We start from the raw sequence: 12,580 nt of genomic DNA, 5'->3' as shown, positions 1-12,580 counted from the left end.
GTTATTGATGAGATGCCTTCCAGTCTTTAATAGGCTTGAAAGGCCCGTATTTATGCTGAACCTCTGAGAACGGGTCGGCATAAGGCCCAAAAGGATGGTCAAAAGGCTTTGAAGCAATTCTGGGCCAGTCATGACTTAACTCTTTGGCTGGCCTGGGCATAGTGTTCACAAAAGCGGCTACATCCCATGCTTCTTCGTCGGTTAGTTGCGGCTTATCAAAAGAAGCCCCCAAAGGCATATTTAACTTTACATAACCTGCAAAGTTTGATATCCTGAATAACCCAGCACCAACATTGTAACTATGTGGCCCCCACAACGGCGGAAAACTATACTCTCGACCGCTTTCGGCCAGCATACCCTCTCCGTTTTTCTGGTGGCAGCTGGCGCATTTTTGCTCATACACAACCTTACCTTTCATGGGGTCTGCTGCGCGGTCAAGCAATTTAAGTTTAAAAATGCCTGTACCCTTGGGTGTGGTTTTATGTGGCACATCAGAGCCTAACCATTTAATATAAGCCAGAATTGCCTTCATCTCTTTACTGACGGAATCAAGCGGATGTCCGTTCAGGCTGCGTTCAAAACAATCGTTAACCCGCTTTATCTGGTTCTCTTTAGTACCCGAACGTTCTCTGAATCTTGGATAATTGGCTTGTACTCCAAAATAATTATTCCCCCAGGGTTTTGTTCCGGCATCCAGATGGCAGTTCTGGCAGTTCATGCCATTTGATATAGCCTCCACGCTGCCCTTAGGCCCCAGATAGGCCGAAGTATGGGCTATCAGTTCACGGCCATACTTAATGCTTTCCTGCTCGTCAACGGCAAGGCGGCTTAATCGCCAGTCGGAAGGGGCGCTCCACACATTTACAAAATTAGAATCTGCCGCCACGTTGACAGGCTGTTTTGTTTTTGTGAAAGCTCTGTTTGAATGAGGAAAATAAAGCGTATAAATTAATGCGGCAATAGAAATAAAAACAAGCAGAACCGATAAGCGCAGAACCAGTGAAAACCTTCTGATTTGTTTTTGTAAAAGCCTGGTATCCATGCTGTGTGTTTTTTGCTGCAAAATAATGATATAAATCTGTACTTGATATGGCGGAGGAAACTTTTCTGTAACCCCACAAACTTTACAATAAATATAAAAGTCTGTGGGGTTGGGTTCTGTTCTCTTCCTTTAAAATCCTACCTGAGAAAACACCGAATTAAACCGGGTTAACAATAGTTTCTTCTATTGCCACTGTATTACCTGTTTTTACCCATTCGTTCATACCACCCGAGTAATTGCTGATGCGCTCAAATCCATTTTTTTTCAGTATAGAATATCCAATAGCGGCTCTGTCTCCTCCCTGGCAGTAAATCACAACCTCTTTGTCTTTATTCAGCTTATCAAGATTTTGCGGCAGTGTGCCAATAAATACATTTTCGGCACCGGGTATGTGTCCGCTTTTGTATTCAGATGCACCTCTTAAATCAATGAGTTGAATGTCATCAGTGCTGGCCATATTCCTGAATTCATCAATAGTCAGCACATGGCTTACTTCAAGTTCAATACCCAGGTTATTTACATCATTAATATACCCCAGCACGTTATCAAGGCCTATGCGCATTAGTTTGCGGGTAAGGTCTTCAATCTGCGTATCTTCAGCCACCAGCATAAATGGCTCCTGATAATTCAAAAACCAACCCATCCAGGTAGCAAAAGAGTTATTACCCTGAACATTCAGGCTCCCGGGTACATACCCGGCTGCAAAATCAGCCTTATTGCGGGTGTCAATCAGCTTTATTCCTGCAGCCAATCCTTCCAGCACCTGCTCGGTGGTTAACTTCCTCTGTTCGGGTACAGTTGTTAACAAGGGTCTGTCTGTCTTGTTAAGCATTTTCATCATGGCAAAGTACTTAGGAGGTTCAGGCTGGTCAGCCAACAGACTCTCAGAAAAACCTTCAGGGTCTGTAGGGTATTGAAACGCCCAGTTTCTTATCTTCTCATAGCCTACTGTGGTGCTGGCTACAGCACCCAAAGCCTTACCACAGGCCGAACCAGCCCCATGCCCCGGCCAAACCTGCACGTAATCAGGCAGTTGCTCAAACTTCTGCAACGACTGATACATTTGTCTGGCACCGGTATCCATAGTACCTTTTAATCCAGCGGCTTTTTCCAGTAAGTCTGGCCTGCCAATATCACCTACAAAAACAAAATCTCCGGTAAACAGCATAACAGGCGCGCTGGAGGCTGGCGTATCTGTCAGAAGAAAACTGATGCTCTCTGGCGTGTGCCCGGGTGTATGCAGCACCTCAAATTTCAGATTGCCTACCTTAATGATGCTTCCGTCTTTCAGCCCTATGTGGTCAAAAGCATATTGCCAGTCGGGGCCGCCTTCATCAGACAGGTACATACCGGCACCGGTAATGGCAGCCAGTTCTCTGGCACCTGAAAGGAAATCGGCATGAATATGTGTTTCAGCAATATGCGTAATTTGCATACTGTTCTGCCGGGCTATTTCAAGGTAGGTATCTACATCTCTTTTGGGGTCAATAACCATTGCCACACCGGCTTTCTGGCAGCCAATAAAATAACTTCCCTGCGCCAGCGATTTGTCATATATATGTTGAAAAAACATCTTTGGATTAGTTTAATTTTGTTACAAATTTATTGTTGAAAGCTTTTCGTGTCTGTGACTTATATTACGCAAGTCTGTTATTTAAGCACCAGCTCTTTTAATAGTATGTAGGTACCCATCAGAAGCACAAACCAGCCAAAGCCTTTCTTTAGTTTTTCGCCTGCAATAAACTTTGAAAGATACGTGCCTGCAAAAATACCTACTACAGACAAGGCCGTAAATTCGAGCAGAAATGGCCAGTCTACATCCAGATTTGACAGGTCGCCCAGAAAACCAATCAATGATTTCGCCGCTATGATAAGCAACGATGTACCTACCGCCGACTTCATGGGCAGGTGGGCAAATAATACCAGTGCCGGAATAATCAAAAAACCACCTCCGGCGCCCACTACACCTGTCAGGGTTCCTACTACGGCGCCTTCCAGCCCAATCATCAGATAATTAAATCTGATTGCCTCGTCTTCCGCATCTGCCTGCTTTTCTTTATTTTTTATCATAGAATAGGCAGCAGCCAGCATTATAATGGCAAAAAACAGCATTACCCCTAAATTTTTTGAGAGTTCAAAACCACCAACTGCCAGAATAGGGTCTGGTATGGCAGGCACCAAATATTTGCGGGTAAGAAAAACCGTAATGAATGAAGGCACAGCAAAAACCAAAGCGGCCTGATAATTAACCAACTTTTGCTTCATGTAATTGGCTGACCCGATTAATGACGTAGTACCCACTACAAAAAGAGAATACGCCGTTGACAACACAGGGTTTACATGCAGCAGATAAACCAGAACCGGCAGGGTAAGGATGCTCCCGCCGCCCCCTATCAGGCCCAGGCTTATGCCAATTAATACTGAAGAAGCAAATCCTAAGATTTCTGTAATATTCATTTTGCCATACATTTTAATAATGATTGCAAAACTAGATTTTACCCGACCGCCAGTCCGTGATAATTGTTACATACCCCTGCATCTCTGGTTAAATAATTGTTATATCGGCTTATGTGCCTACTAAAGTCGGCGCAGGGCTATTGTAACGCCACCCATTACCTGCATACAGAAATATTTGTTTGCCCTGCCTTTTTTTGATTACTTTGGGGCCTGTTTCGACTCAAAACCTAAATTTTCTTATGAAAAGAAATATTGTTCTGCTTCTGCTAAGCATACTTACCTGTAATGCTTTTGCACAAAATATTATTCCCAAGCCTGTTGAAATTGAAAGTCTAGCCGGGGTATTTAAAATTACCAAGGCCACAACCATAGGCGCCGGCGATGAAGAAAGCCGCAAAATTGCTGCCATGCTGGCAGCCAAACTAAAAAATGCGGCCGGTTTTGCACCCGCCATAAACAAAACCGGGGCAATTCAGTTTAGTATTAACACTACCCCAAATAACAAAATTGGTAACGAAGGCTATACACTACTGGCCCATAGCACAGGTGTAAAAATTGCGGCCAACAAGCCTGCCGGTTTGTTTTACGGCCTGCAGTCTTTATTACAATTGTTACCTAAAGAGATTGAAAGTAAAACAGTGGTGAAAAACGTAAGATGGACAATACCGGGCGTAAAAATCACCGATTATCCGCGTTTCGGATGGCGCGGACTCATGCTTGACGTGAGCCGACACTTCTTTCCGAAAGAAGATGTAAAACGCTATATTGATGATATGGTACGCTACAAATTCAATACTCTGCACTGGCACCTGACCGATGACAACGGCTGGAGAATTGAGATAAAATCTTTACCAAAACTAACTGAAGTAGGCGCATGGCGCGTGGAAAGAGCCGGAAGATTTGGCGACAGAAAAGAGCCGCAAGAAGGCGAACCTGCCACTTATGGGGGCTTTTATACACAGGATGACATCCGAGAGATTATCAAATATGCGGCAGACCGTGGCGTAACCATTTTGCCCGAGGTTGACGTACCCGGCCACAGCATGGCTGCATTAGCTGCTTATCCTGAGCTTTCGTGTTCTAAAAACCCTAAAACAAAAGTAAACCCGGGCACCAACTTTGCCGAATGGTATGGCGATGGTAAGTTCAGAATGTTTATAGACAACACATTGAACCCCTCAGACGAAAAAGTATATGATTTTCTGGATAAAGTGTTTACCGAAATGGCCGCCTTGTTTCCAAACAAATACATCCATGTAGGTGGCGACGAATGTTATAAGGGTTTCTGGGAAAAAGACCCCGGTTGCCAGGCGCTTATGAAAAAAATGGGTATGACCCACGTAGAAGAATTACAAGGCTACTTTATGAAACGGGTAGAAAAAATACTGAACGCCCAAGGCAAACAGCTATTGGGTTGGGATGAAATTCTGGAAGGTGGGATATCGCCAACCGCTACCGTTATGAGCTGGCGTGGTGTAAAAGGTGGTATTGAGGCCGCCAAAATGAAACATAATGTGGTAATGACCCCCACTACCTTTGCATACCTTGATTACATGCAGGGCGATGCCAGCATTGAACCTCCCATCTACGCTTCGTTACGCCTGAGCAAAACCTATAGTTTTGAGCCTGTGCCAGACGAAGTTGATGCCAAATACATTTTAGGCGGGCAAGGTAATTTATGGACAGAGCAGATTCCGACGATCCGTTATGCTGAATATATGACCTACCCGAGAGCCTGGGCGTTGTCTGATATCTACTGGTCGGCAAAAGGAAGTAAAGACTGGGCCAACTTTACAAAACGCATGGAAGCCCATTTTGACAGAGCGGATGTGGCAGAAATGGGGTATTCGAAAGCTGTTTATGATGCAATTGTAAATGCCAGCATTAAAGATGGCAAGCTAATGGTTGAACTGGCCTCTGAAATGCCGGAAATTGATATCTATTACACTACTGACGATACCATGCCGGACAATTTCTCTAAAAAATACACTGAGCCGATTGAAATCGCTGATGCACAGGTAACCTTAAGAATTGTTACCTATAAGAAAAAAACCGCAATAGGACACCTGATTACATTGAAACGAGAAGATTTGTTGAAAAGAGCAGGGAAATAGTTTACAACTGAAATAAAAAAGCGAGACTTACAATGGATATATGTCTCGCTTTTTTATTTGCAAACAAATTTAAGGCAAGGCATACTGTAAAGTTTTCCAGCTTGTTTCTCCAGCCTGTTTGGTGGTATTAACAAAAAACTCTTTGTCAGACAACCACCCGAAATTAGCTACGTCAGATATCTGCCATGTTTTATGTGTGTTGAGGTTATATACCCATAAATCCGGATTATTGGCGGCATCACTCGCAAATAGCATGTATTCGTCTTTAGGTGAAAACATTACCCATTCAAGGTTATATGCCCATTCAAAAATCTGTTTTGTCTGTATTTGCCCTTCCTTGCTTACAGAAAGCTTCACTAATTCTTTCAATGCGCCGCCTGAGTTCAATTTGTTTCTTAACTGAATAATGCTACTTCCATCGTTAGACCACTTGAAAGAATAAAAGCTGTCTGCAGAAAACTGCTTGTTTTCTTTGGTAACCAGATTATAAATATATAATCCGGTTTTATCATAGTCGGTATATGCCAGCTGCGTGCCATCCGGCGAAAAGTCATAGTTCCAAATTCTTGCACCAGTGGGTAAATTTATTTCTACAAACTTCTGTGCAGCTATATCATATAAATCAAAAGCGCGCGCTTTATCTCGGGTGGTTTCCAGAAACAACTGGGTACCCCGCCCATTAAAACCTTTTACCAGATAACTCTTGGCAGACGTATTCTTAAAAATCACCTGCTTCTGTTTATTTACCCAATTCTGTAAAACAGTCTCTCCTGTATTTATATCGTTATAGGCAATGTACGGGCTCGTGGCAGAACTATTCATATAAACACTTTTGGACATCTCCAATATTGTATCCTTAGGCTTTAGTGTATGGGTAGTAAACATTATCTGCCTTGCAAAATCAGTTTTTAAACCTTTTTTTATGCCTTTTACTGAAACATAATAGGTCTGGTCTGGCTTTAAGTTTTCCAGTTTTAGTGTCTCCTCGCTGGTGGTTTTCAGCAATTGCATATTGTTAAACCCCGAAGAGCCTTCTGAAAGCCAGACCTCGGCGGTATCAAAGGCAGTAGGTACCGGGCCACTCAGGCTTTTAAATGTATAAGCAGTGATGGTAAGTAACACATCATCGTTTACGTTTCTGGCCAAAACCGCCATATTAGAAATCTTGTCGTCTGGCGAAGGTTCATTTTTCTCCCCGCAAGCGCTGGCAATAAAAGCCAGCAGAAGTATTAAAGCTACGGTTACTTTTTGCATAAATTAATGGTATTTAAAAACCCTGACTTGTATTTCGGTAAAAGGTTGGAAAACAGTATTAATTAGTCTAAGATTTTTTTATTATGTACTTTTGCAGTTAATAATCAGGAGTTAAGCCTTAAATTTTGGCTTGATTGAACAGAAATACATGGAAAATTCTTTTGAAAAATTTGAGCTGAACCGTCAGTTGCTGAACGCCATTGAAGACAGCGGATATACCACGCCCACACCTATACAGGAAAAGGCAATACCGCTGATAATGAAAGGGCATGATGTACTGGGTATTGCTCAGACGGGCACCGGCAAAACAGCTGCTTATCTTTTGCCAGTGCTAATGAAAATAAAATACGCACAGGGCCACATGCCCCGCTGCATTATTTTTGCACCCACCCGTGAACTGGTAATACAGATAGATAAGGCAGTGGCAGAACTGGCCAAATATACCGATTTACGCCACACCGCCATTTATGGTGGGCTTGGCCCCAAAACACAGATTGAGACCATCAAGAAAGGCATAGATATAATTGTAGCCACACCGGGCAGATTCATGGATTTGTACCTTCGCGAAGAAATAGGCGTAAAAGAAATAAAAGTAATGGTGCTTGACGAAGCCGATAAGATGATGGACATGGGATTTATGCCACAGATACGCAAAATTCTGGAGGTGATTCCGCGAAAAAGACAGAATCTTTTGTTTTCGGCCACGTTTGCTGATAAAGTTGAGAAACTTTCAGAAGAATTTCTTGAGTTCCCGCTACGGATAGAGGTTACCCCGCAGGCCACCACAGCAGAAACAGTAAAACAGCGCATGTATGAGGTACCCAATACACAGACTAAGCTGAATCTGCTGAAATATATCTTTGAAACAGAAGAAGTACAAAAAGCCATTATTTTTACGCGTTCAAAAGAAGTGGCCGACCACGTTTATAATTCCATGGTGCAAAAGATTGTACCTTTCAATAAAATACGTGTCATACATGCCAATAAGGGTCAAAACACCCGTATTAACTCTATGGATGCTTTCCGAGAGGGCAGTGTAAATGTTTTAGTGTCCACAGACGTGGCAGCAAGAGGAATTGACATTCTGCAGGTATCTCATGTTATTAATTTCGATGTGCCTATTATTTATGAAGATTACGTACATCGTATCGGCAGAACCGGGCGTGCCAATCATGTTGGTGAAGCTATAACCTTCCTGACCTCTCCGGAAGATTACCACATTAAAAAAATTGAGAAGATAATTCGCATGGAGATTCCACGCGTGCAGATACCGGAGGAGGTAGAAACCCCCGCCACGCCTTTTGATGAACGCCAGAATTATCTCAGAGAAATTGACGACCAACGCAAGAAAGAAGACCCAACATTTCAGGGGGCTTTCCATGAAAAGAAAGTCAGATTCCCGGTCATGAAAAAAAGCAAACCGGCTACATCGGCAAGAAAAAAACACTCGCCGGATAAAAGAAAAAGCACGACAAAAAAATCTGCAAAACGCAGATAATAAAATATTTATATTAACTTGAGTCGCAAAAGTACTGATATATTCAACCTCCTATCATGAATCATTACCTGAACCGACGCGATTTTTTCAAGCTTGGCGGACTGGCAACTGCTGCAACTTTACTACCAGGCCTTACTTACGGCAAAAATGATGAAATTATCATTGGCCATAATACCCATAAATACCGTATCCGGAAAGGCTGGGGTGTGCTGGATGCAGCACAGAATCCGGTTAACGACTGCCACGAAATGGTAGAAGATGCCAAAGGGCGTCTTATACTTTTAACCAACGAAACCAGAAACAATGTATTGATTTACGACAAATCGGGTAAGTTGCTGGACACCTGGGGCAACTCCTATCCGGGTGGGCATGGACTGACCATTGGTGGTGAAGGCGCCGACCAGTTTTTACTCATTTGCGATACTGACCGCCACCAGGTAATAAAAACAGACCTGAAAGGTAAAGTACTATTTAAAATAGATTATCCGAAAGAAACCGGCGTCTATGACTACCCTACCCAGTTTAAACCAACTGAAACAGCGGTAAATCATGCCAACGGAGATATTTACGTTGTTGACGGCTACGGCCTCAATTACGTAATGCAATATGACACCAAAGGGAAACTGATACGCCATTGGGGCGGTAAAGACGAGTTTAAATGTAACCACGGGGTGATTGTTGACACGCGCAACAAACAGAAACCCACCCTACTGGTAACATCACGGGTAGAAAACTGCTGGAAACGATATACCCTTGATGGCAAATATATATCAACCATTGCTCTGCCGGGCACATTCATTTGCCGGCCGGTAATTAAAGGAGAAACCCTTTTCGGAGCTGCTTTCCGGTCAACCACAGAGGGCAACGTTAACTCCGGATACATAACAATTTTAGATAAAAACGACAAAGTGGTTTCAACGCCGGGTGGTAGTGAACCTATCTATACCAACGGTAAGCTGGAACCTCAGTTTAAACAAGACCCGTTTAATGTTTTTATGCACCCGCATGATGCTTACATGGATTCTGACGACAACATTTACGTACCACAGTGGAGTTCTAAAAAAACTTATCCGATTAAACTGGAAAGGGTGTAAGATTACTGCCATTGTATCTGAAAGCGGTTGTCTGGCGTAACAGACAGCCGCTTTTTGCTTTTCTTGAGGTCTTTTTTTCAGGATTAGGGCCTGTCAACAGTAGATAACCCATAACTGCAATTTTAGTGCTACCTTTGCTGTATGAATTATTTCAGAAAACTACTGGACTTACTCAGGATTGAGCGGGAAGAAGACCACAATCAATACATAAAACAAACTGAACAAAGCTCTGCTGCCGACCGTAGAGCTAAAGGACTATGCTGGTATCCAATTGCTATCAGAGGCATGGAAATGAGCCGGGGAGATTACCTGACCGTTGAAGTTGAGCGAACCACCCATCAGGACATTGCCCACCAACTCAGAACCGGTATGCCGGCCGTGCTTTTTAGTAACTATGATGCCAAAAATGACAAGGTTGAAGGTACCATTGCTTTTCAGCAAAATAACAGGCTTAAAATAACGCTCCGCACAGATGAACTGCCAGACTGGAGCCGGGATGGTAAGCTGGGCATTGATGTGCTGTTTGATGACAACAGTTATGACGAAATGCAGGAGGCACTGAAACAGGCATCTGCCAGCAGTGAAAAACAAGAGGGCAGGCTGATAGATATACTGATTGGAGAAAAACCGCCTACTTTTCAGACTGAAAAACCTGTTTTTTTGGGTGGAAAACTAAATGAATCGCAACAATCGGCAGTTGAAAAAATATGGCAGGCCAACGAACTGGCCATTGTGCATGGCCCACCCGGCACAGGTAAAACCACTACCCTGGTGCAGGCCATTAAGGCCTTATGGCAAAAAGACCATAAACCCATTCTGGTAGTAGCGCCCAGCAACACTGCGGTAGATTTACTAAGCGAGAAACTGCACCTGGAAGGCCTGAATGTGCTGCGCGTGGGTAACCCGGCCAGGGTAACCGAAAGACTGATGGCCTTGACGCTCGACAGCAAAATGGCAGACCACAGCCTGATGAAAGAGGCCAAAAAACTAAAAAAGCAAGCGCAGGAATACAAAAATATGGCGCATAAGTATAAACGTAACTTCGGGAAAGCCGAGCGTGACCAGCGTAAACTACTGTTTGATGAAGCCCATAAAATAATGAAAGAAGTGGGTAACTCAGAGCAGTACATGATTGACGACATTGTTGCCAGGGCTCAGGTAATTACGGCCACCTTAGTAGGGGCAAACAATTACACGGTTAAAAATCTGAAGTACCACACCGTGGTGATTGACGAAGCCGGACAAGCCCTTGAACCTGCCTGCTGGATACCGATTCTGAAAGCGCAAAAAGTAATTCTGGCCGGCGACCATCTTCAGCTTCCGCCGACTATCAAATCAAATGAAGCAGCCAGAGGCGGGTTGGCCACTACCCTGCTCGAAAAGCTCGTCAGCCTGCATCCGGAGGCTGTGGTGCTGCTGGAAGAACAGTACCGTATGAATGAGCAGATTATGGGTTTTTCGTCGAAAGTATTTTATGAAAATCGTCTGAAAGCCAATAGCAATGTGGCAAATCATTTATTATTTAAAAATGATTTGCCTGTTGTTTTCATTGATACCGCGGGGTGCAGCTTTGATGAAAAACTTGAAGGCACGAGTACCACCAATCCCGACGAGGCCGCGTTTGTATTCAAACACCTGCATGCACTTGTGGCAGAGTTAAAAAATCAAGGCTATACACCAGAGAAGTTCCCTTCTGTTGCAGTTATATCGCCCTATAAAGAGCAGATTAATCTATTGCAGGCACAGTTAGAAAGCAGCCCCGATTTACTGGATTACCGGGCTAAGATTTCGGTAAATACCATAGACAGTTTTCAGGGGCAGGAACGCGACATTGTGTACATCAGCATGACCCGAAGCAATGCAGAAGGCAGTATCGGTTTCTTGTCAGACATCCGCCGGATGAATGTAGCCATGACACGCGCCCGAAAAAAACTGGTAATTGTAGGCGACAGCGCCACGCTGGCTTCGTTTCCGTTTTATGCCGATTTCATTGCCTATACCGAGCAACTGAACACCTATCAAAGCGCCTGGGAATTTATGGATTAAATTTCAACCACAAATTGGCCGTCCGGTTTTTCGGGCAGTACTTTATTTACTGCCTCTTTTATTTCCTGTTGCAGTACTTCCAGCAACCGGGTTTTTATAAAGTGGCGGTAGGTAACCAGGCTAATCTCACGCACAGGCACGGGTGACATAAACTCCCGTATCTGGCTTTTCTTTTTGTCGTCAAAATTGATGATGGCCAGTTCGGGTATTACTGTTATGCCTTTGTTGATTTCTACAATTTTCAACAAAGACTCAATACTCCCAGCCTCATATTCCAGATTCCCCAGGTCGGTATTCTTTTTTCGCAGCTCGCACAGGTTCATCATTTGTGAGCGCAAACAATGCCCCTCTTCCAGCAGCCAAAGGCGATTCACATCAATATCCTCAGGTATTATATACTTTTTGTTCAGCGTTTCTTCGCTATCCGATACAAAAGCCACCAGTTTTTCATAAAACAACGGATATTCCTTTATACCCTCTGCATTAATGGGAGTGGCCAGAATCCCAACATCTATCAGGTCATTGCTTAGCTGTTCAATTATCTGCCCGGTGTTAAGCTCACTGATACGCACCTTTACCTGCGGATATTTTTTCAGGAGGTCATATAAAAACAGCGGTAGCAGATACGGCGCCAGGGTAGGAATGATACCAATTCTCAATTGGCCTTGTACTTCTTTTTTTACTGCTCTGGCTACTTCTTTCAAGATTCCGGTTTCTCTTAATATCACCTGCGCCTGGGCTATAATCTTTTTACCGGTATCGGTAGGCACCACGGGTTGCTTGCTGCGGTCGAATATAATTACCTCCAGCTCTTCTTCCAGTTTTTTCACCATCATGCTAAGGGTAGCCTGTGTTACAAAGCACGCCTCGGCCGCTTTCATAAAATGACGGTGCTTATCAACCGCCACTATGTATTCTAATTGTTGTATATTCAACTTAAATAGATTTTATCTATACAAATATACAAAACATCAACCCTGTTTAACACCTTAACGCTTCTAAAAATGCAGCTGTTGCTGCGGCTGAAAGGCAGCAAAGCTGGTTTGTCCATATTTGAACAAAGAACTGTCCGTTT

9 protein-coding genes are annotated in these 12,580 nt (G+C 43.6%); 4 read left to right on the top strand and 5 right to left on the bottom strand.

The genetic code is table 11. The features are described from left to right. Position 1: 1 nt before the first annotated feature. From C0V77_RS21220 to C0V77_RS21210, 3 genes are all read right to left on the bottom strand, one after another. Positions 2 to 1,042 carry a c-type cytochrome gene (locus C0V77_RS21220; RefSeq protein ID WP_101728398.1) on the bottom strand — a complete coding sequence of 347 codons (1,041 nt, stop codon included), beginning with the start codon at positions 1,040 to 1,042 and terminating at the stop codon, positions 2 to 4. 157 nt (positions 1,043 to 1,199) lie between these two features. Then, positions 1,200 to 2,615, bottom strand: a complete 1,416-nt coding sequence (locus C0V77_RS21215; protein ID WP_101728397.1) for a rhodanese-like domain-containing protein — start codon at positions 2,613 to 2,615, stop codon at positions 1,200 to 1,202. 77 nt (positions 2,616 to 2,692) lie between these two features. Then, positions 2,693 to 3,499 (bottom strand): sulfite exporter TauE/SafE family protein, encoded by an 807-nt coding sequence (locus C0V77_RS21210; RefSeq protein WP_101728440.1) that lies wholly within the window; start codon positions 3,497 to 3,499, stop codon positions 2,693 to 2,695. A gap of 239 nt (positions 3,500 to 3,738) precedes the next feature. Here C0V77_RS21210 and C0V77_RS21205 point away from each other — a divergent pair, with 239 nt between their 5' ends. Continuing rightward, positions 3,739 to 5,613 (top strand): beta-N-acetylhexosaminidase, encoded by a 1,875-nt coding sequence (locus C0V77_RS21205; RefSeq protein WP_101728396.1) that lies wholly within the window; start codon positions 3,739 to 3,741, stop codon positions 5,611 to 5,613. 69 nt (positions 5,614 to 5,682) lie between these two features. On the opposite strand, the gene C0V77_RS21200 is transcribed toward C0V77_RS21205, so the two are convergent. Next, positions 5,683 to 6,867, bottom strand: coding sequence for a hypothetical protein (locus tag C0V77_RS21200; protein WP_101728395.1), 1,185 nt, complete (start codon positions 6,865 to 6,867; stop codon positions 5,683 to 5,685). A 148-nt stretch (positions 6,868 to 7,015) separates the two neighbouring features. Here C0V77_RS21200 and C0V77_RS21195 point away from each other — a divergent pair, with 148 nt between their 5' ends. The 3 genes from C0V77_RS21195 to C0V77_RS21185 all read left to right on the top strand — a co-directional run bounded on the left by C0V77_RS21195 (position 7,016) and on the right by C0V77_RS21185 (position 11,505). Further along, positions 7,016 to 8,365 carry a DEAD/DEAH box helicase gene (locus tag C0V77_RS21195; protein ID WP_101728439.1) on the top strand — a complete coding sequence of 450 codons (1,350 nt, stop codon included), beginning with the start codon at positions 7,016 to 7,018 and terminating at the stop codon, positions 8,363 to 8,365. Between the two features lie 56 nt (positions 8,366 to 8,421). After that, a complete protein-coding gene (locus C0V77_RS21190) occupies positions 8,422 to 9,459 on the top strand; it encodes a twin-arginine translocation signal domain-containing protein (protein WP_101728394.1) in 1,038 nt (345 codons plus the stop codon). Positions 9,460 to 9,600: 141 nt separating this feature from the next. Continuing rightward, positions 9,601 to 11,505, top strand: coding sequence for an AAA domain-containing protein (locus C0V77_RS21185; RefSeq protein ID WP_101728393.1), 1,905 nt, complete (start codon positions 9,601 to 9,603; stop codon positions 11,503 to 11,505). On the opposite strand, the gene C0V77_RS21180 is transcribed toward C0V77_RS21185, so the two are convergent. Continuing rightward, on the bottom strand, positions 11,502 to 12,440 hold the full coding sequence (locus C0V77_RS21180; protein WP_101728392.1) for a LysR substrate-binding domain-containing protein: 939 nt from the start codon (positions 12,438 to 12,440) through the stop codon (positions 11,502 to 11,504). The genes C0V77_RS21185 and C0V77_RS21180 overlap by 4 nt on opposite strands. Positions 12,441 to 12,580: the final 140 nt, after the last annotated feature.

Source organism: Emticicia sp. TH156 (genome assembly GCF_002855535.1).
Taxonomy (GTDB): domain Bacteria; phylum Bacteroidota; class Bacteroidia; order Cytophagales; family Spirosomataceae; genus Emticicia; species Emticicia fluvialis.
The sequence above is the reverse complement of the archived record's forward strand: the minus strand, read 5'-3'. Positions and strand labels throughout refer to the sequence as shown.

Coding starts and splice junctions, on each gene's coding strand:
- C0V77_RS21200 (WP_101728395.1), bottom strand. CDS start 6,867: ATGCAAAAAGTAACCGTAGCTTTAATACTTCTGCTGGCTTTTATTGCC.
- C0V77_RS21190 (WP_101728394.1), top strand. CDS start 8,422: ATGAATCATTACCTGAACCGACGCGATTTTTTCAAGCTTGGCGGACTG.
- C0V77_RS21210 (WP_101728440.1), bottom strand. CDS start 3,499: ATGAATATTACAGAAATCTTAGGATTTGCTTCTTCAGTATTAATTGGC.
- C0V77_RS21215 (WP_101728397.1), bottom strand. CDS start 2,615: ATGTTTTTTCAACATATATATGACAAATCGCTGGCGCAGGGAAGTTAT.
- C0V77_RS21205 (WP_101728396.1), top strand. CDS start 3,739: ATGAAAAGAAATATTGTTCTGCTTCTGCTAAGCATACTTACCTGTAAT.
- C0V77_RS21185 (WP_101728393.1), top strand. CDS start 9,601: ATGAATTATTTCAGAAAACTACTGGACTTACTCAGGATTGAGCGGGAA.
- C0V77_RS21195 (WP_101728439.1), top strand. CDS start 7,016: ATGGAAAATTCTTTTGAAAAATTTGAGCTGAACCGTCAGTTGCTGAAC.
- C0V77_RS21220 (WP_101728398.1), bottom strand. CDS start 1,042: ATGGATACCAGGCTTTTACAAAAACAAATCAGAAGGTTTTCACTGGTT.